The organism is Rhizobium sp. Rhizsp82 (assembly GCF_047325115.1).
Classification (GTDB): Bacteria; Pseudomonadota; Alphaproteobacteria; order Rhizobiales; family Rhizobiaceae; genus Rhizobium.
Genome location: NZ_CP168571.1, coordinates 93,067 through 119,628 on the forward strand (window position 1 = coordinate 93,067; position 26,562 = coordinate 119,628).

23 protein-coding genes and 1 pseudogene are annotated in these 26,562 nt (G+C 63.9%); 9 read left to right on the top strand and 15 right to left on the bottom strand.

What is annotated here, in order from left to right; genetic code table 11:
* Positions 1–11 precede the first annotated feature (11 nt).
* Positions 12–3,044, top strand: a complete 3,033-nt coding sequence (locus ACEN84_RS24570; RefSeq protein ID WP_413712006.1) for an FAD-binding and (Fe-S)-binding domain-containing protein — start codon at positions 12–14, stop codon at positions 3,042–3,044.
* Positions 3,045–3,103: 59 nt separating this feature from the next.
* Here ACEN84_RS24570 and ACEN84_RS24575 read toward each other — a convergent pair whose 3' ends face one another.
* Positions 3,104–4,207 (bottom strand): saccharopine dehydrogenase family protein, encoded by a 1,104-nt coding sequence (locus tag ACEN84_RS24575; RefSeq protein WP_199625605.1) that lies wholly within the window; start codon positions 4,205–4,207, stop codon positions 3,104–3,106.
* A 136-nt stretch (positions 4,208–4,343) separates the two neighbouring features.
* Here ACEN84_RS24575 and ACEN84_RS24580 point away from each other — a divergent pair, with 136 nt between their 5' ends.
* Positions 4,344–4,775, top strand: coding sequence for an Lrp/AsnC family transcriptional regulator (locus tag ACEN84_RS24580; RefSeq protein ID WP_112714591.1), 432 nt, complete (start codon positions 4,344–4,346; stop codon positions 4,773–4,775).
* On the opposite strand, the pseudogene ACEN84_RS24585 reads toward ACEN84_RS24580, so the two are convergent.
* From ACEN84_RS24585 to bioB, 5 genes and pseudogenes are all read right to left on the bottom strand, one after another.
* Positions 4,776–5,761 (bottom strand): annotated as a pseudogene (locus tag ACEN84_RS24585) (beta-ketoacyl-ACP synthase III).
* Positions 5,758–7,038, bottom strand: coding sequence for an adenosylmethionine--8-amino-7-oxononanoate transaminase (locus ACEN84_RS24590; protein ID WP_413712007.1), 1,281 nt, complete (start codon positions 7,036–7,038; stop codon positions 5,758–5,760). Before ACEN84_RS24590 ends, ACEN84_RS24585 begins: the two are co-directional and overlap by 4 nt.
* Positions 7,035–7,676 carry a dethiobiotin synthase gene (gene bioD / locus ACEN84_RS24595; protein WP_413712008.1) on the bottom strand — a complete coding sequence of 214 codons (642 nt, stop codon included), beginning with the start codon at positions 7,674–7,676 and terminating at the stop codon, positions 7,035–7,037. Before bioD ends, ACEN84_RS24590 begins: the two co-directional genes overlap by 4 nt.
* On the bottom strand, positions 7,673–8,818 hold the full coding sequence (locus tag ACEN84_RS24600; RefSeq protein ID WP_413712009.1) for an 8-amino-7-oxononanoate synthase: 1,146 nt from the start codon (positions 8,816–8,818) through the stop codon (positions 7,673–7,675). The genes bioD and ACEN84_RS24600 overlap by 4 nt, the downstream gene beginning before the upstream one ends.
* Entirely contained in the window at positions 8,808–9,806 is a 999-nt protein-coding gene (gene bioB / locus ACEN84_RS24605; RefSeq protein WP_413712010.1) for a biotin synthase BioB, read from the bottom strand. Before bioB ends, ACEN84_RS24600 begins: the two co-directional genes overlap by 11 nt.
* 146 nt (positions 9,807–9,952) lie before the next feature.
* Here bioB and ACEN84_RS24610 point away from each other — a divergent pair, with 146 nt between their 5' ends.
* A complete protein-coding gene (locus ACEN84_RS24610; protein WP_413712011.1) occupies positions 9,953–10,606 on the top strand; it encodes a GntR family transcriptional regulator in 654 nt (217 codons plus the stop codon).
* Positions 10,607–10,649: 43 nt separating this feature from the next.
* Here the strand turns inward: ACEN84_RS24610 and ACEN84_RS24615 are convergent, their stop codons facing one another.
* From ACEN84_RS24615 to ACEN84_RS24635, 5 genes are all read right to left on the bottom strand, one after another.
* A complete protein-coding gene (locus ACEN84_RS24615) occupies positions 10,650–11,537 on the bottom strand; it encodes a MurR/RpiR family transcriptional regulator (protein ID WP_199625612.1) in 888 nt (295 codons plus the stop codon).
* A gap of 126 nt (positions 11,538–11,663) precedes the next feature.
* Complete coding sequence (locus ACEN84_RS24620) at positions 11,664–12,677, bottom strand: PDR/VanB family oxidoreductase (RefSeq protein WP_413712012.1); 1,014 nt, start codon at positions 12,675–12,677, stop codon at positions 11,664–11,666.
* Between the two features lie 36 nt (positions 12,678–12,713).
* Positions 12,714–13,355 (bottom strand): aromatic-ring-hydroxylating dioxygenase subunit beta, encoded by a 642-nt coding sequence (locus ACEN84_RS24625; protein ID WP_413712013.1) that lies wholly within the window; start codon positions 13,353–13,355, stop codon positions 12,714–12,716.
* On the bottom strand, positions 13,352–14,653 hold the full coding sequence (locus ACEN84_RS24630; RefSeq protein ID WP_246777584.1) for an aromatic ring-hydroxylating oxygenase subunit alpha: 1,302 nt from the start codon (positions 14,651–14,653) through the stop codon (positions 13,352–13,354). The genes ACEN84_RS24625 and ACEN84_RS24630 overlap by 4 nt, the downstream gene beginning before the upstream one ends.
* 26 nt (positions 14,654–14,679) lie before the next feature.
* Positions 14,680–16,179: a glutamine synthetase family protein gene (locus tag ACEN84_RS24635; RefSeq protein ID WP_413712014.1), complete on the bottom strand. Its 1,500-nt coding sequence runs from the start codon at positions 16,177–16,179 to the stop codon at positions 14,680–14,682.
* 241 nt (positions 16,180–16,420) lie between these two features.
* On the opposite strand from ACEN84_RS24635, the gene ACEN84_RS24640 reads away from it, so the two are divergent.
* The 4 genes from ACEN84_RS24640 to ACEN84_RS24655 are packed head-to-tail and all read left to right on the top strand — an operon-like array spanning position 16,421 to position 20,946.
* A complete protein-coding gene (locus tag ACEN84_RS24640; RefSeq protein ID WP_112714611.1) occupies positions 16,421–16,957 on the top strand; it encodes a winged helix-turn-helix transcriptional regulator in 537 nt (178 codons plus the stop codon).
* Between the two features lie 15 nt (positions 16,958–16,972).
* A complete protein-coding gene (locus tag ACEN84_RS24645; protein ID WP_112714613.1) occupies positions 16,973–18,061 on the top strand; it encodes an HlyD family secretion protein in 1,089 nt (362 codons plus the stop codon).
* A gap of 12 nt (positions 18,062–18,073) precedes the next feature.
* Positions 18,074–19,651, top strand: coding sequence for a DHA2 family efflux MFS transporter permease subunit (locus tag ACEN84_RS24650; RefSeq protein ID WP_112714615.1), 1,578 nt, complete (start codon positions 18,074–18,076; stop codon positions 19,649–19,651).
* Positions 19,652–19,665: 14 nt separating this feature from the next.
* Positions 19,666–20,946 (top strand): beta-ketoacyl-ACP synthase, encoded by a 1,281-nt coding sequence (locus ACEN84_RS24655; RefSeq protein WP_413712015.1) that lies wholly within the window; start codon positions 19,666–19,668, stop codon positions 20,944–20,946.
* Here ACEN84_RS24655 and ACEN84_RS24660 read toward each other — a convergent pair.
* On the bottom strand, positions 20,943–21,530 hold the full coding sequence (locus ACEN84_RS24660; protein WP_413712016.1) for a TetR/AcrR family transcriptional regulator: 588 nt from the start codon (positions 21,528–21,530) through the stop codon (positions 20,943–20,945). The two genes, ACEN84_RS24655 and ACEN84_RS24660, sit on opposite strands and share 4 nt — an antisense overlap.
* 140 nt (positions 21,531–21,670) lie before the next feature.
* Between ACEN84_RS24660 and ACEN84_RS24665 the strand changes: the two genes are divergently transcribed.
* Together ACEN84_RS24665 and ACEN84_RS24670 are read left to right on the top strand one after the other, a co-directional pair.
* Complete coding sequence (locus tag ACEN84_RS24665; RefSeq protein ID WP_413712017.1) at positions 21,671–22,390, top strand: SDR family oxidoreductase; 720 nt, start codon at positions 21,671–21,673, stop codon at positions 22,388–22,390.
* Between the two features lie 119 nt (positions 22,391–22,509).
* Positions 22,510–23,664, top strand: coding sequence for a metallophosphoesterase (locus tag ACEN84_RS24670; protein WP_413712018.1), 1,155 nt, complete (start codon positions 22,510–22,512; stop codon positions 23,662–23,664).
* A 27-nt stretch (positions 23,665–23,691) separates the two neighbouring features.
* Here ACEN84_RS24670 and ACEN84_RS24675 read toward each other — a convergent pair whose 3' ends face one another.
* From ACEN84_RS24675 to ACEN84_RS24685, 3 genes are read right to left on the bottom strand one after another with little or no spacing between them, the layout of a single operon-like run.
* Positions 23,692–24,576 carry a hypothetical protein gene (locus ACEN84_RS24675; protein ID WP_413712019.1) on the bottom strand — a complete coding sequence of 295 codons (885 nt, stop codon included), beginning with the start codon at positions 24,574–24,576 and terminating at the stop codon, positions 23,692–23,694.
* A gap of 22 nt (positions 24,577–24,598) precedes the next feature.
* Positions 24,599–25,546 (bottom strand): threonine/serine dehydratase, encoded by a 948-nt coding sequence (locus ACEN84_RS24680; protein WP_203430258.1) that lies wholly within the window; start codon positions 25,544–25,546, stop codon positions 24,599–24,601.
* A gap of 21 nt (positions 25,547–25,567) precedes the next feature.
* The gene (locus tag ACEN84_RS24685) at positions 25,568–26,557 is read right to left on the bottom strand and encodes an ornithine cyclodeaminase family protein (RefSeq protein ID WP_413712020.1); all 990 of its coding nucleotides are present in this window, start codon (positions 26,555–26,557) and stop codon (positions 25,568–25,570) included.
* Positions 26,558–26,562 lie beyond the last annotated feature (5 nt).

Consider the following 26,562-nt stretch of genomic DNA (forward strand, 5'->3'; position numbering starts at 1 on the left):
ACCACTCGGCAATGATCCCACGTCTTCGCTCCGATCATGGTCAGCAGCCATCACATCCCGGCTTCTTCGAACGTCTCGTCGAAGCCGGGTTTGCTGGCGACGTGGAAACGAGCGTTGCCTCGCGCACCGTCTCGGCGACCGATAATTCGATCTACCAGATCGTGCCGTCGGGCATCCTTTTTCCGAAGGGTGTCGATGATCTGAAGGTGATCGCCAGCGTCCTCTCGGAACCCCGCTTCCGGAAGATCGCGATCGCACCCCGCGGCGGCGGCACCGGCACCAATGGCCAGTCGCTGACCTCAGGCGTGGTGGTCGACTGTTCCCGGCATATGAACCGCATTCTGGAGATCGATCCCGCAAGCCGGGTCGCCCGTGTCCAGGCCGGTGTCGTCAAGGACCAGCTGAACCGGGCGCTGAAGCCCTACGGCCTCTTCTTCGCACCTGAGCTATCGACCTCGAACCGCGCGACGATCGGCGGCATGGTCTCGACGGATGCCTGCGGCCAAGGCTCCTGCCTCTATGGCAAGACCTCCAATCACGTGCTCGGCCTGCATATCGTCCTGACCGACGGTTCGGAATGGTGGTCGCGACCGATGGATGATGCGGAGCTTGCCGGCATCATGGCGCAGCAGGACCGCATCGGCGACATCCACCGCACGGTGGAGACAATCGCGCGGCAAAAGCGCGAGCGCATCGCCGCGGTGTTTCCGAAGCTCAACCGCTATATGACCGGTTACGACCTCGCCCATATCCGCCGTGAGGACGGCCGTTTTGACCTGAACGCCATCCTTTGCGGTTCGGAAGGCACGCTGGCGATGATTGCCGAGGCGGAGCTGAACCTCCTGCCGATCCCGGCAAAGGCCGCACTCGTCAATATCCGCTATGGCGACTTCAACGCGGCGCTCGAGGATGCCCGCAGCCTGACGGCCCTGAAGGTCGCCTCGGTCGAGACCGTCGACGAAAAGGTTCTCGGTCTCGCCCGGAAGGACATCGTCTGGACCGGCATCGCCGGCTTCTTCCCGGAGGGTGACGCGGTTGCGGCAAACGGCATCAACATCGTAGAGGTGCTTGCCGATGATGCTGCCGGGCTCGAAGAGAAACTTGCGGCACTGACACAAACGCTCGATCGGGGGCAGGATGCCGGACGGCTCGGCTACACGGTTGCCCGCGATCCCCAGGATATCGAGGCGATCTGGACGATGCGCAAGCGCGCCGTCGGCCTGCTCGGCAATGTCGATGGCCCCATCAGGCCGGTTGCCTTCGTCGAGGACACGGCGGTGCCGCCGGAGAATCTCGCGGCCTATATCCGCGAGTTCCGCGCGCTGCTCGACGATGCCGGCGTCTCCTACGGCATGTTCGGCCATGTCGATGCCGGCGTGCTCCACGTCCGCCCGGCGCTCGATCTCACCCGCGAGGATCATGTGCCGATGGTGCGCCGGATCAGCGATGCCGTGGTGGCGCTGACGCGCAAGCATGGCGGCGTCTTATGGGGCGAGCATGGCAAGGGTGTGCGCTCCGAATACGTGCCCGAATTCTTCGGTGATCTTTATCCCGACCTCCAGGACATCAAGCGCGCCTTCGACCCGGAAAACCGGCTCAATCCCGGCAAGATCGCCGCGCCGTCCTCGGCTCCCGCCCCTCTCCTGAAGATCGACGAGGTGCCGTTGCGCGGTGCATCCGACCGGGTGATCGGCAACGAGATCCGCGCTGCCTTCGACAATGCCGCCTATTGCAACGGCAACGGCGCCTGTTTCGATTTCGACGAGACGAGCCCGATGTGCCCGTCCTACAAGGCCACGCGCGACCGGCGGTTCTCGCCGAAGGGCCGCGCCATGCTGATGCGGGAATGGCTGCGGCTGCTCTCCGAGAAGGGTATCGATCCCCGCAAGGAAGCCGGACGTCTGCGGAGCGGCAACTCGTTTGCCCGTCTTCCGGCGCGCCTCTTCAACAGCCTCAATCCCAAAAACCGCGCCGACTTTTCCCATGAGGTGCGCGAGGCGATGGACAGCTGCCTCGCCTGCAAGGCCTGCGCCGGGCAATGTCCCGTGAAGGTCAGCGTCCCCGCCTTCCGCTCCAAGTTCCTTGAGCTTTACTATGGCCGCTACCTGCGGCCGCTGAAGGACCCGCTCGTCTCGGCGATCGAGACCACTCTGCCGTGGATGAGAAGGGTCAGGCCGCTCTACAATCTCGCCGCCGGAACAGCTCTCGGCCAGCGCCTGATGCGGACTGCCGGCCTGACATCGCTTCCGCTGCTGCCGAAGACCTCGCTGCAGACGGCGGCAAGCCGTCTCGGCATCGCCACTGCGGACCCGGAGGCCATTGCCAAGCTCTCCGCCGCGGAGCGGCAGGCCATCGTCGTCTTCGTGCCGGATGCCTTCACGGCGTCTTTCGATCCCGACGTGGTGATCGCCGCGATCAAGCTGGCGCAGAAGATGGGGCTTTCGCCGCTGCTTGCCGCATCGCATGTCAACGGCAAGGCGCTGCATGTTCACGGCTATCTCGGCCAGTTCGAGAAGGCGGCCCTCAAGACCGCGAACCATTTGCAGCGGCTCGCGGAGACCGGCGTGACGCTTGTCGGCCTCGATCCCTCCATGACGCTCGCCTTCCGCAGCGAATACAAGGGCACCGCACTCTCCGCACCGGTGCTGCTGCCGCAGGAATGGCTGGCCGCCAATCTCGAGCGGCTGGCGAAAAACATCACGACGCCCTCCGGCAGGCGCTTCCAGCTGCTGCCGCATTGCACCGAACGCAGCAATGCTCCGGCCTCGACGGCACAGTGGAAAGCCGTCTTCGACGCCGTCCAGATCAAGCTTGAAACCATCCAGGCCGGGTGCTGCGGCATGGCCGGAACCTTCGGCCACGAGACCCGCAACCGCGCCGTCTCGGAACAGCTCTATGCGATGAGCTGGGCCGGCCCCATCGCCGCCGCTTCGGATGACACCGTCGTCATGGTGACCGGCTATTCCTGCCGCTCACAGGCAAAGGCGATCGACGCCATCCGCCCGCCTCACCCGCTCGAAATTCTCAGCCAGTTGGTCAACTAGGCAATAAAAAACGCCCGATCGCTTTCGCGGCCGGGCGTTCCTACCTGCTCAGCGCAGGATTACATCGCCTGCTTCAGGCGCATCGCTTCCGGATCATAGACACGGCCGAAGCGGCTGTTCAGGAAGTCGGCGAGCGTGATCTCTTCCTGGCGAACGAAGCCCTTCTGCGGGAGCTTGCCGTCTGCGAGGAGATCGAGAACCGTGGTGATGCCGGCTGCCGTGGTGATCTGGATCGCGCTCATCTTCTTGCCGGCGACGACGCCTGCATAGACCTTGTTCGCGTAGGTCTCCTGCATGTAGCGGCCATCCTTCCAGCCGCAGACGGTGACGAAGATCACGACGACGTCCTGCATGGTGGCCGGAAGCGCGTTCTCGAAGAGATCCTTCAGGACGTCACGGCGGTTCTTCAGGTTGAGGTCGTTCAGCAGCGCCTTGATGATCGCCTGATGGCCGGGATAGCGGATCGTGCGGTAGTTCATGGTCCGTACGCGGCCCTCGAGCGACTTCGCCAGCGTGCCGAGGCCGCCGGACGTGTTGAAGGCTTCGTAGGTGACGCCATCGAGCGAGAACTCTTCGCGCTCTTCCATCGCCGGAACCGTCACGAGCTTGCCTTCGACGACAGCTTCGCAGGGCTCGATATATTCGTTGATCAGCCCGTCCGTGCTCCAGGTCAGATTATAGTTCAGGGCATTGGACGGATATTGCGGCAGGGCGCCGACGCGCATGCGAACGCTGTCGAGCGTGTCGAAGCGGGTGGCGAGCTCATTGGCGACGATCGAGATGAAGCCCGGCGCCAGGCCGCACTGCGGAATGAAGGCGACATCGGCACCATTCGCAAGCTCTTCGACCTTCTTGGTCGTGGCGACATCTTCGGTGAGATCGAGATAGTGGACGGAAGCTGCGAGCGCAGCTTCGGCAACCTTGCCGGTCAGGTTGAAGGGGGCGGCCGAGAGAACGGCGAACTTGCCCTTGAGGACGGCGACCAGCGCGGCGCTATCGGTGATGTCGACGGCTGCGGTCGAGATCGCCGGATGGCGGTCGATCTTCGAAAGCTGCTTCTCGTCGCGATCGGTGACCACGACCTTGTAGTCGCCCGTCTCCGCCAACATCAGCGCAATCGCTCCGCCGATCTTGCCAGCACCGATAACCACTATTTCCTTCATATAAATCCCCTGGGGTTTTCCTATAAGATTTTTATAAGTTTGCCGCCGAGGCAGGACGATTCATAGCGACATTATGAGCAATATGACGTAGATAATTCGGCATAATGCCGGAGATGATCGGCAGATTGTGGGAAGCATGGCACTATCTGACAAAGATCGCGAGCTGCTCGCCGTGCTCAGCGAAAATGCCCGGATGCCGGTCGCGACTCTCGCCAAGCGGCTGTCGCTGTCGCGCACCACCGTCCAGGCCCGCCTCGAACGTCTCGAGAGAGACAAGGTTATCGCCGGCTATTCGATCCGGCTGTCGGAGAGCTATGCGTCCAGCCTGGTGCGTGCGCATATCCTGATCACCATTGCGCCGAAGGCGCTGTCGCAGGTGACGGCGTCGCTGGAAAAGATGACGGCCGTAACCGAGGTGCATTCCGTCAGCGGAAGCTTCGACCTGATCGCCATTATCGCCGCACCGTCGATCTCGGAGCTCGACCAGATGATCGACGATATCGGCACGATCGAGGGCGTCGAGCGGACGCTCTCGTCGATCATCCTTTCGACGCGGATTTCGCGCTAGTCAGGCAACGCGGAAGGCAACAGCCCCACCGGCCATGCCAGCGCCGGCCGCCGCCAACAGCAGGCACTCGCCGGAAGCAAAGTGCCGCTCTTTGTTGGCCAGCGAGAGCGACAGCGGGATGGTCGCCGCCGACGAATTGCCGAACTCGCCGATGGTACGCAGCGCCGCATCCGGCGTAATCGAAAGCTGGTCGCAGACCGCATCGATGATGCGGGAATTGGCCTGATGCGGTGCGAAGCGGCCGATGTCCTGTGCCGCAAGCCCCGCCTGCTCCATCGCCCGTGCCGCCGATTGCGTCATCATCCGCACGGCGTGCGCGAAGACCGCCTTGCCGTCGCGCATCGTCATGCGCAAACGCCGATATCGAAACCGGGCTCGAAGGGGCGCGCGCTGCCACCGGCGGGGATCTGGATCAGATCGTAGTTCTGCCCCTCCTGAATAAGCTCGACACCGATCACACCGCTATCCCGCACGGCCGACGGCATCAGCAGGACGGCGCCGGCGGCATCGGCAAAGACTGCGGCCGTACCCCGCTCCTTCATGTTGATACGCCGGCTCAGGATGTTGGCGGCAACGACCAGCACCGGCTTGCCATGCGCCCTGACGAAACCGTCGGCGAGCACCAGCGCGTAGAGAAAGCCGGAGCAGGCGCCCGCAAGGTCGATCGCGCCCGAGGCGGAGAGGCCAAGGCGGAATGCCAGCAGCGGTGCCGATGGCGGCAGGAGATGATCCGGCGTCGATGTTGCAAGCAGCGTCAGCGCCACGGTCTTGCGATCCACGCCAGCTTCCTGAAGAGCCATCTCGCCTGCTTTCGCCGCAATATCCGTCAGCGCTTCTCCCGCTGCTGCCCAGCGCCGCGAGCGGATGCCGGTGCGCCGTTCGATCCAGCCGGCGTCGAGACCCAGCTGCAGCTCGAGCTCCAAATTGTCGACGCGCCGCTCGGGCACGTAATGCCCGAAACCCGCCATCCGGCTGGCAACCGTCATCGCGCCGCGCTCCTGATGAAATCGGCGGCCTCGTCGATGGCGTTGTAGGCCCTGTCGAGATCCGCCTCGGTCACGCAGTAGGGCGGCATCAGATAGATGACATTGCCGAGCGGGCGGATGAGGAGATCGCGCTGGCGGAAGAAGGCTCTGAGGCGCGGCCCGACTTCCGAGAGATAGCCCGTCGTATCGGCCGCGAGATCGAGCGCCGCAATCGTGCCCTGCTGGCGGATATTGACGAAACGCGGATCCGAGCGAAACCGCGCCAGCCTGTCGCGATGCATTGCCGCCACGGCCTCGATGCGCTTGGCGACCGGTTCGGTACGCCAGATCTGGAGGTTGGCGACGGCGGCGGCGCAGGCGATCGGATTGGCCGTATAGGAGCTCGAATGGAAGAAGGTCCGGCGACGGTCTTCGGAGAGGTGCGCGTCGAAAATATCGGCGGTGCACAGGGTGACCGCCAGCGGCAGGGCGCCGCCGGTGATACCCTTCGACAGGCAGAGGATATCGGGCGCGAGACCGGTCTTATCGCAGGCGAGCAGCGATCCCGTCCGCCCCCATCCGGTCATCACCTCGTCGGCGATGAGCAGCGTCCCGTATCGCTGAGTGATGCGCCGGAACTCCGCCAGAAGATGAGCCGGATACATTTTCATGCCACCAGCGCCGAGGACCAGCGGCTCGATCAACAGGGCTGCGACGTCACCACCGCGGCAGAACCGATCGAGGGCATCGAGCGTCTGCTGCTCGCGGCCGGGTTCCGGAAAGGGGATCGTGTCGACATTGAAGAGCAGCGGCGCATAGGCGGCGTTGAAGACGCCGCGTTCGCCTGCGGACATCGTGCCGATCGTATCGCCGTGGTAGCCGTGCTCCATGACGACGACGCGCGAGCGCGCCGCGCCGTTATTGTGGAAGAATCCGAGCGCCATCTTCAGCGCGACTTCGACCGCTGTCGACCCGCTATCGGAATAGAAGACATGCGCCATTTCAGGCGGCGCAAGTTCGATCAGCCCTTTCGCCAATTCTTCAGCCGGCTCGTGGGTATATTCGGCAAAGATGATCTGGTCGTAGCGCTCCGCCGCAAGCCGGATCGCCTCGGTGATCACGGGATGGCGATGCCCATGGGTGATCACCCACCAGGAGGAAATCGCATCGAGAACAGAGCGCCCGTCCTCGTCGATCAGATAGGCGCCTTCGGTTTTGACGATCTTCTTGAAAGCCGGTTCGAGCTTGTGCTGGCTGAACGGGTGCCAGACCGGCGATGTCTTCGCAATGCCGGTCATGCGGCAGCCTTTTCCTGAAGGAGCGAGAGATCGAAATGATCCCTGAACGCCCGGCGCAGGTTCTCCGGTGTCAACACATCGCGCACCGGCAGACGGCCGAGGACCGGCACGCCGCTCATCTCGGCAATGATCGCCTGCGTGTCGGAGCGCTCCTCACCGATGAAGGCTATTCCGGCGATCGGGATGCGCCGCTGGCGCAATGCCTCGACGGAAAGCAGCGTGTGATTGATCGTGCCCAGCCCGGTGCGCGCGCAGAGAATGACGGGCCGGCCCCAGCGGGCGAAGACGTCGATGTAGGTGCTTTGCCGGGTCAGCGGCACGAGCAGCCCGCCGGCGCCTTCGACGACAAGGAGACCGTCGGTCTCAGGAAGCCGAAGCGCATCGGGATCGATCGCCACGCCATCGATCTCGGCCGAGAGGTGCGGCGAGACCGGCGTCTGCAGGCGCCAGGCTTCCGGGAATATCCGCTCCGCCGACAGACCGGATAGCCGCCTCACGGTCTCGCTATCCGTCTCCTCATCGAGGCCCGATTGCACCGGCTTCCAGTAATAGCCATCGAGCGCGCCTGCCAGCGCCGCCGAAAAGACGGTCTTGCCGATGCCGGTATCTGTTCCGGTGACAACGAAGTACCTGCTCATGCTCTTTCCTCTTCCATCGCCTCTGCCAATCCATCCATCATTCGCGCAATGGCGGGCCTATCGACATTGAGCGTGATCGTGATGCGGAGCCTGGCCGTGCCCGCAGGCACGGTCGGCGGGCGGATCGCCCGGATGTCGAAGCCTCTGGCTTGCATCCGCTCCGCGATGCGGATGGTGCGGCTGTTGTCGCCGATGATGACAGGCAGGATCTGCGTGCCGCTTGCTGGCATGCCGAAGCGGCCGGAAAATTCGCCATTGGCATAGTCGATCAGCGCATGCAGCCGGCTGCGCCGCTCCGGCTCACTGGCGAGAATGCCGAGCGCATGGCGCACACTGGCCGCCTGCAGCGGAGACGGCGCCGTCGAATAGATGAAAGGACGCGCCCGATTGACGAGGAAATCGCAGAGCACGCGATTGGCGCCGACAAGCGCGCCAGCCGAACCCAACGCCTTGCCGCAGGTATGGAGAACGATGACGTTGTCGCGGCCTTCGAACCCGGCCGAATAGCCGATCCCACCTCTGCCATGCACGCCCGTTGCATGCGCCTCATCGATGAAGAGAAAGCCATTGTGGCGATCGGCGATAGTGAGAAGCTCGGAGAGCGCGCTGCGGTCACCATCCATCGAATAGAGGCTTTCGACGACGATCCAGGGAAAGCCGGTGCCGCCAGCGGCGCGCCAAGCGCGGATCGCATCCTCGACCGCATCGGGATCATTATGCGGCACTGCGGCCATCTCGGCCTTCCCCGCCTTCATTCCTTCATGGGCGCTGGCGTGGACGAGGCAATCGTAGACGATGAGATCGCCGCGCTGCGGCAAGGTCGAGAGGATCGCCAGATTGGCGGCATAGCCGCTGCCGAAATAGAGCATCCGCTCGCAGCCGAAGAAGGCGGCCGCCTCTTCCTCGAGCGCCTCATGCTCGGCATGATTACCACGCAGTAGGCGCGATCCACCCGCACCCGCGGGAACGCCGCGTTCGATCGCGGCGAACAATGCATCGCGCATCTCCGCCGACGCGGCCAGCCCCAGATAGTCGTTGGAGGTGAAGTCGGCGCCGGTATCGCGCTTCAGCGCGCGCAACCGGCCCTTCTGGCGAAGCTGGCCGAGCGCCGCGCCGTAGCGGGCAAGCCGGTCAGCACTCACCCGGGATCTCCAGGCTGGTAGCGGTCATGCCGAGCCGGGCGAGCAGGTTCGAATCCCGATCATTACCAGGGTTGGCCGCCGTCAGCAGCGTATCGCCGATGAAGATCGAGTTGGCGCCGGCAAAGAAGCACAGCGCCTGCATCTCGTCGCTCATGGCGGTGCGCCCCGCCGTCAGGCGGACGGAGGACGCCGGCATCATCAGCCGCGCCAGCGCGATGATGCGGATGAACTCGATCGGGTCGACGGGATCGACATTGGCCATCCTGGTTCCCGGCATCGGGATCAGCAGATTGATCGGCACGCTCTCGGGCGGCTCCGGCAGATTGGCGAGCGTCACCAGCATGTCGATGCGATCATCGACCGTCTCGCCCATGCCGAGAATGCCGCCGCTGCAGACCTTGATGCCGGCATCGCGCACATGCGCCAGGGTCTCAAGGCGATCGGAGAAGCTGCGGGTGGTGATGACTTCGGGATAGAAGCGCTCCGAGGTGTCGACGTTGTGATTGTAATAATCGAGACCGGCGTCGGCGAAGGTTTCCGCCTGCTCGGGCGAGAGCATTCCGAGGGTCATGCAGGTTTCGAGACCGAGCGACTTCACGCCCTTGACCATGGCGACGATCGCCGCCTCGTCCCGCGCCTTCGGGCTGCGCCAGGCAGCGCCCATGCAATAGCGGGTGGCGCCGCTCTCCTTGGCCTTGCGGGCCTCCGACATGACGTCGTCGAGCTTCATGAGCTTGGAGGCAGCAAGACCCGAGGCATGCGCCGACTGGCTGCAATAGCCGCAATCCTCGGGACAGCCGCCGGTCTTGATGTTGAGCAGCTTGCTGAGCTGAACCTCATTCGGATCGAAGTTGGCGCGATGAACGCCATGCGACCGGTAAAGCAGGTCGTTGAAGGGCAGGTCATAGAGTTCCCGCGCCGAATCCAGCGTCCAACGGCCTTCGGCAGATCCGCGCTCCGCTGCCATCGCCACTTCAGTTTTCAGCATGTCGCCTTCCTCTCTATCGGTCTCAAGGCAACGCACAAAACTCATTGAATTATAGATTATCTATAATTATGCTGCCTATCGAAAAGGCTATCGGCCGATTTTGACTCAATCAATCTATTTTTTAATAGATTATCTATGGATATGCTATGGCTGAAACTGTTGCAGAACGCATGGCCCGAGTGATCGGGGAGAGAATTGTTTCGGGAGAACTGGCGGCCGGAACGCCGCTTCGGCAGGATCATATCGCCGAGGAATTCGACGCCAGCCATGTGCCCGCCCGCGAGGCCTTGCAGCTGCTTCGCGCCCAGGGGCTTGCCGTCAGCCTGCCGCGCCGCGGCATGCGCGTCGCCCCCTTGGATCAGGCCTCGATTCAGGAAACCGTCGAGATCCGCGCCGCGCTGGAGGCGCTGGCGCTGCGGCATGCCGCCCCGCGGATCAATGCGGCGGCGCTTGAGCGGATCGAGCTGGCGCTGGCGGCCGGCGACAAGGCCGAGACCATCGCCGAATGGGAGAGCGCCAACCGCGTCTTCCACCGCGAACTGGTGAGCGCATGCCGCATGCCGAGGCTGCTGGCGATGCTCGACGACTTACAGCTCGCCAACTCGCGCATCATCTTCTCGGCAACCCGCTCGGCCGGCTGGCGGCCGGGATCCAGCATCGCCCACCGGCAGATCGTCGATGCGCTGAGAAAGCGGGATTATCACGCTGCGGTCTCGCTGCTCGACGCCCATATCCGGGCGCTCGAACGTGCGACTGCGGACGGCAAGCCGTCATTGCGCGAAACGAGGCCGAAAGGCTAGGACCGATCGACATTCAGTTCAGGTTGAGCCGAGTATATCGGTCCTAATCGCGAACCGGCGGTTCGAACTTGAGAATCAACCGGTCTTCGTCATCCTGCCGCTGAACGAATTCCGTCAGGCGGCTGCGGGCGGGTTCTCCGAGCGTCCTTGCGGTTTCGGATATCAAGAGCTCGGTCAGCGCGAAGGCTGCGGTCATGGAATCGAAGGGTTCCAGGCCCTTGTTGCTGGCGGTCAGCAGCGCCGTTGCCTTGGAGGCAAGCGGTGAGAGATACTGGTCCGTGACCAGAATGATCTTGGCGCCCTTGTTGATCGCCTCGATGCCCCAATTGATCGTCGTCTGCTGGTAGCGGCGGAAGTCGAAGATCACGGCAACGGTCGAGGGACTGATGTCGACGAGGCTATGAATATCAGGCACCGAAAGACGCACTTGCGGGCGCAGGATCGACAGGTAGCGATAAAGCTGTTGCGCCAGAACCTGACTGAAACGGCCACCGACCACGACGATATCGTGTTCCCGGTCGCAGAGCAGCCGCACAGCATTGGCGATCTCGTCATCGCTGAGCGAGGCGAACGTGTTGCGGATACTTTCAAGATAGACGAGCTGCGCCTGCCCGGCGGGCGAGGATTCATCCGACGAGGCGCGATTGTTGGGATAGCTGCCAACCGGCGAGAACAGCCGGTTCTGGGCTTCCTGGCGCAGCGCTTCCTGGAATTCCGGATAGCCTTCGAAACCCATCTTGCGGACGAAGCGGACGACGGTCGGCGGGCTTGTTCCGGCATTGGCGGCAAGCTGGACGATCGGCACGAGGCCGCCCATCGGGTAATTTTCGGAGATCGAATTGGCTACGGCGAGTTCGGCTGGCGGCAAGCGATCGCGAAGCACCCTGATGCGCTGTGAAACAGTCCCATCGGCTCCGTCTTTCTCTGTCATTCCGCCTTTTTTCGCTACCATTGCCGCTTCGGTTGTATTCGACCGCCCGGCCTGCGGCAAGCCCGGCCGGACGAATATCGAGACGAACCGGAAGGCGCGGAGACCGAACGCGATCGGTCCCAGGTGCTAGAGGTCGAGCACCAGCTTGCGCGTTCTCGATCGGCCAACGCAGATCATCATCGTCCGGTTTGCCTGCCGCTCCTCATCGGTCAGCACCGTATCGCGATGTTCAGGCAGCCCGGCAAGCACGGCCGTCTCGCAGGTGCCGCAATAGCCGTCGGCGCAGGAAAAGGACAGGCCCTGGCGAACGGTGCGGGCGCATTCGAGGATCGTCTGGCCCTTGCCGACGGTGACCGTCGCGCCGGTCTTGCGCAGCTCGACCTCGAAAGCTCCATCGGCATCGCAAGCCTGCTGCGTGGCATCGTCGGCGATCGCCTCGACATCTGCCGCGACAGCGATCTCGGCGCGGCCGAAGCGCTCCATGTGGAGATGGATCGACGGGCGGCGCGCGACCTGCGCTGCCAGCGCGTCCATCAGCCCGTTCGGACCGCAGGTGTAGACGGCCGTTCCATCCGGCAGGCCATCAACCAGCGCCGCAAGATCGATGCTCGTACCCTCATCATCGATGTGAATACCGGCCTGATCAGGATCTGCCGGCGAGAGGCCGGCGACCGTCTCCAGATAGGCCATCCGCCCGCGCGAGCGGCCGAGATAGTAGAGCCGCCAGGGTCTTCCCTCCTGCTTCAACCTGTCGATCATCGGCAGGATCGGGGTGATGCCGATCCCTCCGGCGACGAAGACATGATACCCGGCCGGTTCCAGAGCGAAAGAGTTCTTCGGCTCGGTGGTAAAAACGGTATCGCCCGGCAGCAGCTGTTCGTGAACATATTGCGAGCCGCCGCGGCTCTGCGGTTCGCGCAGGATCGCCAGCTCGTAGCTGCGGCCTGGATCGCCAGAGACGATCGAATAGGCGCGCGCCAATCCACCGGGAAGCGCAAGCTCGATATGGGCTCCCGGCTCCCAAGCCGGAAGGTCCGCCCCGGCAAGCCGCAGCCTCACGATGCCATCGGCTGCAGCCTCCTTGTTTTGCACGGTGAGCCGCAGACGGAACTTCGGCGCGACCGCGGTTTCTGGGGGCATTCTGAAGGCTGCAGCAGAGGCGTTCATCATCTTATCTCACAGCAGGAACGTCATGTTGTGGTGGCTGCGCGGGGCATCGAGCAGGCAGACGACCTTGCGGTCGATCTTGGTGATCCCGTCCTCTTCGACGAAGACGTGCCCCATCCAGCCGCTGAAGGTCTGGATCTCGTGGCCGGCGCGCATCTCCTGGATCAGGAACTGCGAGCGCACCTTCACTTCCGACTTGTTCTCCGACGGCATCCGCACGAAGGCCGTGCTGATATGCGAGGTGTAGGAGGGCGGAAGCTGGGAATAGGCAACGCCAGTGCGCAGCCAGACGATGCGGTCGCCGAGACGGCGGCGGTCGTCGAAGGCGATCGTCACCTGGCGCTGGGGATCGGCCCTCACCGGATCGGGCAGATCGCCGACAGCCGGAACCCAGTAGACGCATTTGCGGCTGTAGAGCTGATACCAGCGCTCGAAGGCGCGCCGGTCGAGCAGCCAGTTTTCCTCGATGATCAGCGCCTCGTAGATATGCCGCTCGGCTTCGCTGAGCAGCATGCCCTTGCCGTCCCACTCGACCATGTCATGACGCAGCTTGGCGTAATAGGCATCGTCCATATAGGTCGAATCCAGCGTGTCGCGCAGGATATCTTCGAGCGTGAAGCCGCCCTGCATCGGGTCTGTCTTGATGTTCATTGCGCCACCCATGCGTTGCCGGATTCCATGCGTTTCAGCCATTCGCGCCAGAAGACGCGCAGCGGCAGCTCGTCGGAAACCGGGCCGGTCAGCATGCCCTTGGCGCCGATATATTCCTTGCCGGTATCGAGATGGCGGCTGGTCTGAACCCAGGCGACTTCCTCGATTTCGAGGCCGGCCTGGCATTCTTCGAAATTGGCGAGATCGTCCGGCTCGCCGAAGGAGGGGAAATCCTCCTGCAGGCGCATGCGCAGCGAATTCACCTCATCCGGCAGATCGTCGGCGACGAGCGCCGTCGCATACCAGTTGATATGGGTCTGGTTGACACTCTGCGGTTCGAGAACCTGGATCTGGTTGCCGATGATCAGGAGGTTCGGGAAAATGTTCAGGTTCATGCCCGAGCCCATGACGACGTCGAGCGCGTCCTCGCCCTTCTCGCCCAGACGCTCGCGGATGATGCGCGCATAGGCATCCTCGCCCGGCATCGGCGCAGACTGGTCCCAGTAGCGGGTGATCTCGGCGCGCTGGTCGATGAAGGTACCGCCATTGCCGGTATCGGCAACCGTCTGCAGGCCGTCGTCGACGTTGCCCAGCGTCCACTGCATGTCGACGCCGCCGCCATAGCGATCCTTGCGCATGCGCAGCAGCGAGGCGTGCGAGAAGCCCGGATGATAGCCGTCGGCAGCGTTGTCGTAGATGAGCTTCCAGTTGCCGGCGCACATCAGCTTGTGGGCGCCGCGGCGCAGCTGGATCTCGGCGCCCGGCCAGCGGTCGAGCCACTCGTCGAGCAGCTGCACCGAAGGGCCGAGATGGGTCTTCAGGTCGGGCAGGTCGTGATTGAACGTGCCGAAGATAAAGCCGCGATAGCTCTCGACGCGCAGCTTGCCGAGGCCGAGCTCGCTCTTGTCGAAGGACGGGCCGTAGCCCTCCTCCATCGGCACGGCGGCAAGCTCGCCGGTATTGGTGAACGACCAGTTGTGATAGGGACAGGTGAAGCGGCGCGCATTGCCCTCGTCCTGCCGGCAGATCGTCGCGCCGCGATGGGTGCAGCGGTTCAGGAGGCCGTGGAACTTGCCCTCGCGATCCCGGGTGACGATGACCGGGCGCAGGCCGAGCCGCTTGCGCACGAAATCGTTCGGGTTCGGCAGCTCGCTGGCGTGAGCGAGATACGTCCAGGTGCCTCCGAAGATGCGGCTCATCTCGAGATTGAAGATGCTGGCGTCTGTATAAAGGGTACGGTGAACCCGCCGGTCTTCGATCAGATGACCGAAGCCCCTTGTTGCAGTGTGAACGTTCACGTCAATTTTCCTTTGTTGCTGCCGTCTCAGTAGCGCGTGAAATACTCACGGTGCTCCCATTGGGTCACGGCATCGGGGTTCTTCTCCCAGTCGGGCTCGGCTGCGAGGAAGCGGTTGATTTCGCTCTTCTTCATGCCGACCAGCCAATCGATGAACTGATCGCCCATCGCCGCTCTGAAGAACTGGCTCTTGTCGAGGGCAGCCGTCGCTTCCATCAGATTGGTCGGCAGCTTCGGCCGGTGCGCCGCCTCGTAGGGGCTGGCCTCGACCGGACCGGGGTCGAGCTGCCGCTCCAGGCCGTCGCAGCCGCTGAGGATCTGCGAGGCGATATAGAGATAGGGGTTGGCACCCGGCTCGCCGATGCGATTTTCGATATGCGACGAGCGGTGGCCGGGCCGGCCCTGAACGCGGACCATGGCGGCGCGGTTGTCATAGCCCCAGGTGGAGCGGTCCGGCGCCAGCGAATTCGGCTTGCGGCGACGGTAACCGTTAACCGTCGGCGTGGTGAAGACCGAAGCCTCGACTGCGTGCTCCAGGAGACCGGCGACATAGGCCTGACCGGTTGCGGAAAGCAGCTCGTTGGTGCCCGGCGCGGCGACGAAGGCATTGCGATTGCCGGGCGACGACAGGCTCTGGTGCAGGTGCCAACCGGATGCCACGAAGCTCGGGAAGATCGGCCGGGTCATGAAGGTGGCGTGCAGGCCCATGCGGGCCATGGTCTGCTTCACCATCGAGCGGAACAGCACCATGGAATCGGCAGCCTTCAGCGGATCCTGAACGTCGAAGGTGAATTCCAGCTGCCCCGGCCCCATCTCGTCTTCCATGGTGCGCAGCGGCAGGCCGAGACCGAGACAGTTGTCGGCCAGGGAATCGGTAATCTCGCTGATCCGGTCCTGCTGGTCCTCGGACATATAAGCAAAACCGCGCCAGAGCGCCTCGACCGTCGGCGGCGTCGGCGGCACGCCGAGCCCGCCCATATGCTCTTCGCCGAGATTCTGGTCGAGCACGCGGGTCACGTAGAATTCGACTTCCAGACCGGTGACCAGCTCGAAACCGAGCGTCTTCAGCCGGGAGATCGACGACTTCAGCTGGTGGCGCGCATCGAAGGGCACCGGCTTGCCGCTGCGCAGATGAATATCGCAGAGCACCCAACCGACAGTCGGCGCCCAGGGCAGCACGCGGAAGGTCAGCGGATCGGGAACGAGGATCGCGTTCGAGAAGCCATGCATCTCGTCGAGGCCGATGCCGCCGCTCTTGCCGAAGGGATTGTAGGCGACACCTTCGGCGGAATCGAAGCTGAAGAATGCGCTGGTAAACTCGACACCATCGCGCAGCGCCGACTTGAAGGCATCGGGCAGCAGCGTCTTGGACCGCAGCTTGGATTGCGCATCCGGCACCGAGACGCGGAAGGTCTTCAGCTTGCCGCTATCGACCAGCGCCGCAATGTCGCGCGCCGCTTCGCGCTGCTCTTCCGTCCAAAGCCCAAACTCATCAATGAAGCCGGAAAATACCGGTGTCGTGTCCATAGCTGTTCCCTTTTTTTCTGAAGCTATGGTCACATGTTCATTTTTTTTCATCATGCTGTCAATATGAAAAATTACAAACATCCGGTTTGATGTCTGAAATTTTCATCCGTATCCCAGCCATGATTTCCGGGCTTCGACGCCGTCGAATTTACCCTGTTTAAGCGACCGGTCACGAACCGCTTGCAAAATGCAATTGGTCGGCGTATCGTAACTTCAATGATGAAAGCTACTAGGTGGCGAGATGCAGAATAAGAGCTTCAAATCCATGCAGTGCCCGGTGGCCCGCAGCCTCGATCGCGTTGGCGAATGGTGGAGTATCCTCATCCTTCGCGACGCCATGCGCGGTGTGACGAGATTTGACGATTTCCAGAAGAGCCTCGGCATCGCCACCGCAACGCTGACCCGCCGCCTTGATGCTCTGGTGAAAGCCGGGCTGTTCGAACGCCGGCAATATCAGGAGCGGCCGCAGCGTTTCGAATATGTGCTGACGGCCTGCGGCGAAGATTTCCGGCCGGTGATCTGGTCGATGATCGCCTGGAGCAACCGCAACTTTGCGCCGGAAGGACCGAGCCTTGTCATCGTCGACAAGGAGAGCGGCGCCTGGGCCGATCCCGTGCTGGTCGACCGCAATACCGGCAACCCGCTGGCCAAGCCGCAATATGACGTTGCTGCGGGTCCCGCCGCCGGCGAGACGCTGCAGGCCCGCTACCCCTTCCGTTCGGAGGCGCCGGGCACGGCGCTGATCGAGCGTCCGCCCCTTTCCAACCAAGAACAATAAGACTGGAGCATGGCCATGAATAAGGTCGTGACTGAATCCGAACTCACGCAGGGTGCCGTTGCCCTGAAGCCGAAGAGAAGCCTGAAGCGCCCGCTCGGCATTCTTGCCCTCATCGCCATTGCAGGCGGCGCCGGCTGGTACGGCTACTACTGGTCGCAGACCGGCCGCTTCCTGGAGACCACCGACGACGCCTATATCGGCGGTAATACCACGGCGCTCTCGCCGCGCGTTTCCGGCCATATCGAGGCCGTGCTCGTCGGCGACAACCAGCATGTCAGCGCCGGGCAGCTGCTCGTGCGCCTCGACGACCGCACCTTCAAGACGGCGCTCGACCGCGCCGAAGCCGCCGTGCGCGAACAGCAGGCCAGCCTCGACAATCTGCACGCCCAGTCGGACATGCAGGCCTCGCTGGTGAAGCAGGCCGAAGCTGATCTCGAAGCCAAGAAGGCGGCCGCGGATTTCACCGAGATCGACGCCGTCCGCTACAAGAACCTCGCCAGCCAGAGCACCGGCACCGAGCAGAACGCCCAGAAGGCGGTGATGGCCGACATGCAGGCCAAAGCCGCCGTCAACGCCTCCGAGGCCGGGCTCACCGCGGCGCGGCAGGAAATCCAGGTGCTGAACACCCAGATCACCCAGGGCGAGTCGGCGCTCGAAGGCGCCAAGCTCGATGTCGAGACGGCCCGGCTGAACCTCGGCTACACCGAGATCCGCTCGCCGGTTGACGGCTATGTCGGCAACCGCGCCGCCCAGATCGGCGCCTTCGTCTCCGATGGCAGCTATCTGCTCAGCGTCATCCCGGACAAGGGCCTATGGATCGACGCCAACTTCAAGGAAGACCAGCTCGCCGTCATCAAGTCCGGCCAGAAGGTCACCGTCGTCGCCGACATCTATCCCGGCCATGATCTGAACGGCACCGTCACCAGCATCGCGCCGGCGACCGGCGCCACCTTCAGCGTCATCCCGCCGGAAAACGCCACCGGCAACTTCACCAAGATCGTCCAGCGCGTGCCGGTTCGCGTCACGCTCGACGATGCTTCTCTCAAGGATCAGGTGCTGCGCCCCGGCCTGTCGACGACAGTCACGGTCGACACACGCCCCTGACAGGAGTGGACAATGACAGCCCCCGTCACGCCTGCCCAGCAAAGCTGGGTTCGCAGTCTGCTGCCCTTCGTGGTGATGTGCTTCGGCATGTTCATCGCCCTGCTCGACATCCAGATCGTCGCCTCCTCTCTGCAGGATATCGGCGGCGGTCTGTCGGCCTCGCAGGATGAGATCAGCTGGGTACAGACCGCCTATCTGATCGCCGAGATCATCGTCATCCCGCTATCGGGATGGCTGACGCGCGTGTTCTCGACACGCTGGCTGTTTGCCGCCTCGGCTGCCGGTTTCACCATGACCAGCATGCTCTGCGGGCTCGCCTGGAACATCGACAGCATGATCGTCTTCCGCGCCCTGCAGGGCCTGCTCGGCGCCTCGATGATCCCGACCGTCTTCACTTCGTCCTTCCACTATTTCGACGGCCCGCGGCGGGTCTATGCCGCAGCCGTCGTCGGCACCATCGCCTCGGTCGCGCCGACGCTCGGACCGGTCATCGGCGGCTGGATCACCGATACCTGGAACTGGCACTGGCTGTTCTACATCAACGTCGTGCCCGGTGCGCTGATTGCCGTCCTCGTCGCCATCCTCGTGAAGATCGACGAGCCCGACCTGAAGCTCCTCAAGGAGGCCGATTATCCCGGCATCGTGCTGATGGCGATCGCGCTCGGGACGCTGGAATACACGCTCGAAGAAGGAACGCGCGCCAACTGGTTCGACGACCAGACGATCCGCACGACCGCGACGGTCGCCGCCATCTCCAGCCTGCTGTTCTTCATCCGCAGCCTCACCTACTCGAAGCCGGTCGTGGATCTGCGCGCCTTCGGAAACCGCAATTTCGCGATCGGTTGCCTGCTCTCCTTCGTCACCGGCATCGGCATCTTCTCGACCATCTACCTGACACCGCTGTTTCTCGGCTATGTGCGCGGCTTCAATGCCTGGGAGACGGGACTTGCCGTCTTCTCGACGGGCGCCGCATCGATGATCGGCGTGCCCTTCTACATCATGCTCGCCAAGCGCTACGACATCCGCTGGCTGATGATGTTCGGCCTTGCCTCCTTCGGCATTTCCATGTGGGGCTTCAGCTACATTACCCATGACTGGGGCGGCGACGAGCTGTTCTGGCCGCAGGTCTTCCGCGGCTTCCCGCAGGTCTTCGCGGTGGCGCCGAGCGTCACGCTCGGCCTCGGCAGCCTGCCGCCGGAACGGCTGAAATATGCAAGCGGCCTGTTCAACATGATGCGCAATCTCGGCGGCGCCGTCGGCATCGCCGTCAGCGCGGCGATCATCAACAACCGCACCAACATGCATTTCAACGCCATCGCCTCCAACCTGACGCCCGCAAACGGCGCCATGGAGCGGCTGACGGGCGGCGTTGCCCAGCGTTATTCGGAGGTCGCCGGAAGCATCAATGACGGCCATACCGCAGCGCTGAAGCAACTCTTCAAGCTCGCCTATCGCGAAGCCTCGACCATGGCCTATGCCGATGCCTTCCGGGTGATCATGGTCGCCTTCGTCTTCGCCACCGCGCTCGTGCCGCTGTTGCGCAACGTCACCCCGCCGAAGGGCGCGCAGCCAGGCGGCGGCGGTCACTGATCAGGAGCAATGAAATGACAGCTTACAGGGATCACCTCGGCCGCCCGGTTGTCGCCGTCACCGGCATGGGCATCATCACCTCGCTCGGTCAGGGCATGAAGGACAATTGGGATGCCCTGACATCGGGAACCTCAGGCATTCACGAGATCACCCGCTTCCCGACGGAAGGGCTCTCGACCCGGATCGCCGGCACCGTCGATTTCATCGGCACTCCCGCGCCGAACGCCGTCGAGCGCGCCTATGCCTTCGCCCGCGAAACGACGATCGAAGCGTTGGCGCAGGCCGGCCTCTCCGGCGATTTCAACGGCCCGCTGTTTCTGGCGGCTCCGCCGATCGAGCCGGAGTGGAGCGCCCGGTTCGAACTCGCCGACCGCGCGCCGCCATCCGGTCATCCGGGCGACGGCTACAAGCGCTTCCTCGCCGCGATGCGTTCAAAAAACGATCCTGATTTCTACGAGGCCGCACTCTTCGGCGCGATCTCCGAGCGGCTGTCGGATCGCTTCGGCACCCGCGGCCTGCCGGTGACGCTGTCGACGGCCTGCGCATCTGGCGTCACCGCCATCCAGCTCGGCATCGAGGCCATCCGCCAGGGCCGCACCGAGCGGGCGCTGACGGTCGCGACCGATGGCTCGCTCAGCGCCGAAGCGCTGATCCGCTTCTCGCTGCTCTCCGCTCTCTCGACCCAGAACGACCCGCCGAGCAAGGCCTCCAAGCCCTTCAGTAAGGATCGCGACGGCTTCGTCATTGCGGAAGGCGCCGCCACGCTGGTGCTGGAATCGCTGGAAGCCGCCGTTGCCCGCGGCGCAAGGATCCTCGGCATCATGAAGGGCGCAGGCGACAAGGCCGACAGCTTCCATCGCACCCGCTCGTCACCCGATGGCGGCCCGGCCATCGCAACGATCCGCGCGGCTCTCGCCGATGCCGGTCTCGATGAAAGCGGCATCGGCTATATCAACGCCCACGGAACCTCGACGCCCGAGAACGACAAGATGGAATATGGCGCGATGTCGGCGGTCTTCGGCGATGCGCTCGCGGGCATTCCGCTATCGTCCAACAAGTCGATGATCGGCCATACGCTGACCGCGGCGGGCGCCGTCGAGGCCGTCTTCTCGCTGCAGACGATGCTGACCGGCACGCTGCCGCCGACGATCAACTACGCCAATCCCGATCCGGCGATCGCGCTCGACGTGGTGCCGAACCGCAAGCGCGACAAGCAGGTCTCCGCCGTCCTCTCGAACTCCTTCGGCTTCGGCGGGCAGAACGCCAGCCTCGTCATGGCGCTGGACACGGCCTAGGCTCGCCCGGCCCGCGCCGCATTGTCGAGCAGGGTGCCGACGGCAAGCGTGGCAGAGGCGAAGGGATCGGAGTTGCGGCAGACCTGCGCCATCACCAGCGCCCCCTGAAACAGTACGGCGATCTGCTTTCCAAGGGCACTCGGATCGGCGGCGCCGAAGCGGGCGCACATCTCGATGAAGCGCTGCTCGACATAGTAGCCGAGCCTTTCGCCACGGGCGGCGATACCCTCATGCTTGCCGGCATATTCCTGCGAGGCGCGCACGCCGAGGCAACCGCGCCGGTCGGCCTCCAGCATTACGCGGCGGCTGTCGAAACAGGCAAGGATCTGGGCGCGCGGATCGCTATCGGCAGCAAGGGCCGGTGCGAAATAGGCGTCGGCAATGCCCTCGCCGTAATAATCGAGCACCGCCTCGATCAGATCCTCCTTTGACGGAAAATACTTGTAGAGCGTGCGCTTCGAGATGCCGCTTTCGGCCATGACGCTGTCGATGCCGGTGGCATGGAAGCCGCCGTCATAGAAGCGCTCGAAGGCGAGCTTCAGGATTTCAAGCTTTTTCGCCGGCATCGCGGTCGTCGCGGACATCATCACCTTCCCTGCGTTTCAGAGACCTATTAGCAAATCACGTTGACAAGGTAAACAGATCTGTTTATCTCACCCTTGGTGTAAACAGATCGGTTTACATCTTGCCCCATTTGCCGAAGCAACGCTCGGGAAGGAATGTCATGTCACTGAAGAATAAGGTCGTCCTCGTTTCAGGCGCCAACCGCGGCATCGGCGCGGCAACCGTGCGCGAACTGCTCGGAGCCGGCGTCAAGAAGATTTACGCCACCGCCCGCAATCTTGCCTCGCTTCCCGATTTCGGCGATCAGCGCGTCGTGCCGCTGCAGCTCGACGTCACCAGCGACGCCTCCGTGGCGCAGGCGCTCGCCGCCGCTCCGGATGTCGATGTGCTGCTCAACAATGCCGGTAGCCTGGCCTTCAACGATTTCATCACCAGCTCGCATGAGGAGCTGAACGGTGACATGGAGACCAATTATCACGGCACGCTCCGCGTCATCCGCGCTTTCGTGCCGGGTTTTGCCGCCCGCGGTTCGGGCACGGTCGTCAATGTCGTCAGCATCGTCGGCCTCGTTTCCGCTCCGCCGCTCGGCAGCTACTCTGCCTCGAAGGCGGCGCTCCACTCCCTGACGCAGACGCTGCGCGGCACGCTGAAGCCTTCGGGCATCGATGTCATCGGCATCTATCCAGGCCCGATCGATACCGACCTCGCCAAGCATATCCCGCTGCAGAAGGTGACGCCGGAGCATGCTGCCGCCAACATCGTTCGCGGCCTCGAAAACGGCGATGCCTACATCTTCCCGGACCCGACGGCACAGCAGATCGAGCATCTCTGGGCCAATGATGGCCGCAGCCTTGAGGCGGCCATGGCGGCCGCGGGCTGACATCGCTCCCGATCAATGCGGGGCCGGTCCTGCCGGCCTCGCTTCGAGCCCCTTTGCATAATGCAGGCGGCCCTCACATATAGGATGGGATACCGCCCGTCCCCTGCTCCAAGGCCACCATGCTCCCGATCTCGTTTTTCGCCCGCGTCCTGACGTTCGGCATCCTGCTGCATCTCTATGTCGGCATCCGGCTGACCTCCGCCGTCCCGGCAGGTAGCTGGGTCACCTGGTTCGCGGTGGTCTTCCTTCTCGTATCGCTCATCCTGATCCCGCTCGGCATGTCGGCCCGGCTCATTGCCCGGCAGCCGCTTTCCGACCGGATTGCCTGGGCGGGCCTCTCGGCGATGGGCTTCTTTTCGTCGCTGCTGGCGCTGACGGTGCTGCGCGACATCATTCTGATCACCGCCAATATCTTCTCCTGGATGACCGGAAATACGCAGGCGCTCCCGCCGCTTACCGCCTATAGCGCCGTAGCCGTTCCCGTCCTGGCACTGGCGCTCAGCCTGCTCGGGCTCTATTACGCCCGCCGCGTCGCGCCGGTGAAGACGGTCGATGTGCCGATAGCGGGGCTCGATGACGATCTCGATGGTTTCACCATCGTCCAGGTCAGCGACATCCATATCGGCCCGACGATCAAGCGCGGCTATGTCGAGCGCATCGTTGCATCGGTCAATGCGCTGGAGCCGGATCTGATCGCCGTCACCGGCGATCTGGTCGATGGTTCCGTCTCACAGCTGCTGTCGCATACGCAGCCGCTGAGGGCGCTGTCCGCCCGCCACGGCGCCTTCTTCGTCACCGGCAATCACGAATACTATTCCGGCGCCGATCCCTGGATCGCCGAGTTCCGCCGCCTCGGGCTGAACGTGCTGATGAACGAGCATGTGGTGATCGACCACGGTACGGCCCGCGCGGTGGTCGCCGGGGTCACGGATTACGGCGGCGGTCACTTCGATCCGGCGCATGAGAGTAATCCGGCAAAGGCGATCGACGGCGCGCCCGATGTGCCCTTCCGGCTGCTGCTGGCCCACCAGCCGCGCAGCGCCGCAGCGGCGTCCGAGGCAGGCTTCACGCTGCAGCTCTCCGGTCATACGCATGGCGGCCAGTTCCTGCCATGGATGTTCTTCGTGCGGCTGCAGCAGCCCTTCGTTCACGGGCTGGCAAAGCTCGGCGATCTCTGGGTCTATACCAGCCGCGGCACCGGCTATTGGGGACCGCCGCTGAGGCTTGCAGCACCCTCCGAGATCACCCGTTTGAGGCTGGTGCCCGGCCGCTGAGCGAGCGGGCACCAGGAGAGTTTAATCTTAGCGGCCGGCCGCTCTCGTATGCATGACGAAGCCGCTTTCGGCGGGTTCGATCAGCACGCTGACCTCGGCAAGGTCGGCGAGATCGGCGACATGGGTTCCGGCGCAATACATCTGCGCATCCTGGCCATCCAGGCTGCACTGCCACAGGCGGCGCGCATCGAGCGTCGAGGGAACCGGAGTCAGCGAGACCGCGCCCGGTGCCGAGAGCCAGCCCTTCAGCGTCTCGTTTGCTGCGGCGATCACGTCAGGCAGATCGGCGATGAAGCGGTCGAGCTCGAAACCCTTTTTGCGCAGCGTCTTGCCCACCCGGTAGGTATCGACGGAGACATTCTCCGACAGCGACGCGCTGACGATCGCTTCCTTGTCGAGATCGGGGCTGCCGAGGCTATCGACGGCCGCACCTTCCTTCGTCCAGTAGGCCTTGGAAGCGCGGTTCAGCGCGAAGGCTGAGAGATGCGCGGCGGTATGCGCGACGCTGAGCTTGCGGCGGTAATCGGCATCGACCTCGATCGATACGGCGCTACCGATAGCCGGCTTCGCGCCGCTGACGACATGCACGACGACGCTCTTCCATTCGTCGCCGGTGCGGCCAAGCGCGCGGGCATCTTCGCCGAGCACAAGCTCGCCGGTCTCGCTATTGGCCATTCCGGTCAGGGCATCGACAACAGGATGGCTGACACCACCGGCGCCGGTCATGGTGCCGCGGTCGGCCGGCTGGTCGGGCCAGCGGAAGCTCACCGGATGAACCGGCGTGCTGTCGCAGACGACGAGCGTGTTGCCGTCTTCTCCGGCGCCGGCAAACAGCACCGTGCCGCTGCCCTTCACCTCGCCGGCGGCGAAGGTGACCAGCGTGCTTTCCCTGACATCAGTTTCAAAACGCATATGCTTTTTCCTAGAGATTATTTCAGAGCCACTGCTTGAGCAGGGCAAGATCGACATTGCCGCCGGAGACGACGCAGACCACCGGGCCCTTGCCGCGCACGCGGTCGCGATTGGCAAGCAGGCCGGCAAGAGCAGCCGCGCCGGCAGGCTCCGGCATCAGCTTGCAGCGCTGCATCAGGAGCTTCATCGCCTCGACGATCTGCTCGTCATTGACGAGGAGCACATCCTCGAAACGCTGGCGCACCAGCTCGAAGCATTTCACACCCGCGCTCGGAGCCGCAAGACCATCGGCGATCGTCTTGACGACGGGCAGGCGCACGGCGCTGCCGGTTTTCAGGCTTTCATACATGGCGGGCGCCCCCTCCGGCTCGATGCCGAAGAGCGCGACGGCGCGGTCCTGGGCGATCGCCGCCTTGGCGAGACCACCGGCCATGCCGCCGCCGCCCATGCCGAGGAAGATCGTGCCAACGTCCGGCAGATCCTCGAAGATCTCGCAGCCGAGCGAGGCATGGCCGGTCATCAGCGCGTCGTCGTCATAGGAGGAAATATAGGTGAGGCCGCGCTCCTTGGCCGTATCGAGGCAGAACTGCGCGGCTTCCTGCGGCGTGCCGTGGAGGATCACTTCCGCGCCGTAATCTTTCGTCGCCTGAACCTTTGTGGGGTTGGCGGTGGCCGCCATGATCACGACCGTCTTCACGCCGAGGACTGCACCGGCATAGGCAAGCCCCTGCGCCGCGTTACCGGCGGAGAAGGTGATCGCACCGGCAGCACGTTCGGCGTCGGAGAGCGACATCAGCGCCCAGATCATCCCGCGCGGCTTGTAGGAACCGGTCTTCTGCAGAAGCTCGGCCTTCAGATAGACCTCCTCGCCGATCATCTTCGACAGGGTGGTGGAGCGCCAGAGCGGCGTGCGGTGGATGTGCGGCTGAACGGCGCTGCGGGCGCGTTCGATATCGGCGAGCAAGCTCATGATGATCCTTCTCCGTCCTGACTATGAAAAAGCGACGCTGGCGCCAAGCCCGCGCTCGGCAGCGGCTGTATAAAGGTAATGCGCGCAGACGAGATCCTCGACCGGGATGCCGAGCGACTTGTAGATGGTGATCTCATCGTCCGTCCGGCGTCCGGTCTTGCTGCCGGTGAGGATCTCGCCGATCTCGGCCAGAATATGATCGTCGCCGACGCGCCCTTCGCGCTTGGCAGCGAGAAACTCGCCGCCCTGCAGCAGGGTCGAAGGCTTGTAGTCGACGAAGAACCGGGCCTTCTCGACGGCATCGACATCGATCTCGCGGGCTGCGGCAACGCTCGAGCCGACGACGTTGACATGCGCTCCAGGGCTGATCATCCGTCCTGCCAGGATCGGTTCGGCCGCCCCTGTTACCGTGCAGATCAGGCTCGCGCCTGCGACGGCCGCTTCGACGGTCGGGGCAATCTCGATCTCGCAATCGACGGCTTCCCGGCCTTCCCGGGCGAAATGCGCGGCACGCTCGGCCGAGCGGCCCCAGACGCGAACGCGCCGGAGCTTGCGGACGGCGGCCATGGCGCGCAGATGCTGCAGCGCCTGCTCGCCATAGCCGAGGATCGCCAGATCATCCGCATCGGCCCGCGCAAGAAGCCGGGTCGCCAGCGCACTCGCGGCAGCCGTGCGGATCGCCGTCACCTCGCCGCCGTGAACGATCGCCACCGGCGCGCCACCTTCGGCCTCGAAGAGGGCGATGATGCCGCGATGCGACTGCAGGCCCTTCGCACCGTTTTCAGGGTAGACCGCGGTGAGCTTGGCGCCGAAGCTTGCCGGCGCATTCATGGCGCCGGGCATCAGGCCGAAGCCGCGGCCCTGATCGCCGGGCAGGCCGATGATCCAGCGCGGCGGCTGCAGTGTCTCGCCCTTGGCGGTCGCCTGCATGGCCTGTTCCATGAGGCCGATGCAAACGGGCATGGTCAGCAATTCGCGGACGATGGGCTGGTCGATGATGCGTAATGTCATGCTGG

Excerpts from the sequence above, each read along its gene's own strand:
- ACEN84_RS24655 (WP_413712015.1), top strand. The coding sequence starts at position 19,666 with ATGACAGCTTACAGGGATCACCTCGGCCGCCCGGTTGTCGCCGTCACC.
- ACEN84_RS24685 (WP_413712020.1), bottom strand. The coding sequence starts at position 26,557 with ATGACATTACGCATCATCGACCAGCCCATCGTCCGCGAATTGCTGACC.
- ACEN84_RS24670 (WP_413712018.1), top strand. The coding sequence starts at position 22,510 with ATGCTCCCGATCTCGTTTTTCGCCCGCGTCCTGACGTTCGGCATCCTG.
- ACEN84_RS24640 (WP_112714611.1), top strand. The coding sequence starts at position 16,421 with ATGCAGAATAAGAGCTTCAAATCCATGCAGTGCCCGGTGGCCCGCAGC.
- ACEN84_RS24680 (WP_203430258.1), bottom strand. The coding sequence starts at position 25,546 with ATGAGCTTGCTCGCCGATATCGAACGCGCCCGCAGCGCCGTTCAGCCG.
- ACEN84_RS24615 (WP_199625612.1), bottom strand. The coding sequence starts at position 11,537 with ATGACAGAGAAAGACGGAGCCGATGGGACTGTTTCACAGCGCATCAGG.
- ACEN84_RS24620 (WP_413712012.1), bottom strand. The coding sequence starts at position 12,677 with ATGCCCCCAGAAACCGCGGTCGCGCCGAAGTTCCGTCTGCGGCTCACC.
- ACEN84_RS24580 (WP_112714591.1), top strand. The coding sequence starts at position 4,344 with ATGGCACTATCTGACAAAGATCGCGAGCTGCTCGCCGTGCTCAGCGAA.
- ACEN84_RS24625 (WP_413712013.1), bottom strand. The coding sequence starts at position 13,355 with ATGAACATCAAGACAGACCCGATGCAGGGCGGCTTCACGCTCGAAGAT.
- ACEN84_RS24675 (WP_413712019.1), bottom strand. The coding sequence starts at position 24,576 with ATGCGTTTTGAAACTGATGTCAGGGAAAGCACGCTGGTCACCTTCGCC.
- ACEN84_RS24590 (WP_413712007.1), bottom strand. The coding sequence starts at position 7,038 with ATGACCGGCATTGCGAAGACATCGCCGGTCTGGCACCCGTTCAGCCAG.
- ACEN84_RS24645 (WP_112714613.1), top strand. The coding sequence starts at position 16,973 with ATGAATAAGGTCGTGACTGAATCCGAACTCACGCAGGGTGCCGTTGCC.
- bioD (WP_413712008.1), bottom strand. The coding sequence starts at position 7,676 with ATGAGCAGGTACTTCGTTGTCACCGGAACAGATACCGGCATCGGCAAG.
- bioB (WP_413712010.1), bottom strand. The coding sequence starts at position 9,806 with ATGCTGAAAACTGAAGTGGCGATGGCAGCGGAGCGCGGATCTGCCGAA.
- ACEN84_RS24570 (WP_413712006.1), top strand. The coding sequence starts at position 12 with ATGATCCCACGTCTTCGCTCCGATCATGGTCAGCAGCCATCACATCCC.
- ACEN84_RS24635 (WP_413712014.1), bottom strand. The coding sequence starts at position 16,179 with ATGGACACGACACCGGTATTTTCCGGCTTCATTGATGAGTTTGGGCTT.
- ACEN84_RS24650 (WP_112714615.1), top strand. The coding sequence starts at position 18,074 with ATGACAGCCCCCGTCACGCCTGCCCAGCAAAGCTGGGTTCGCAGTCTG.
- ACEN84_RS24665 (WP_413712017.1), top strand. The coding sequence starts at position 21,671 with ATGTCACTGAAGAATAAGGTCGTCCTCGTTTCAGGCGCCAACCGCGGC.
- ACEN84_RS24610 (WP_413712011.1), top strand. The coding sequence starts at position 9,953 with ATGGCTGAAACTGTTGCAGAACGCATGGCCCGAGTGATCGGGGAGAGA.
- ACEN84_RS24575 (WP_199625605.1), bottom strand. The coding sequence starts at position 4,207 with ATGAAGGAAATAGTGGTTATCGGTGCTGGCAAGATCGGCGGAGCGATT.
- ACEN84_RS24660 (WP_413712016.1), bottom strand. The coding sequence starts at position 21,530 with ATGTCCGCGACGACCGCGATGCCGGCGAAAAAGCTTGAAATCCTGAAG.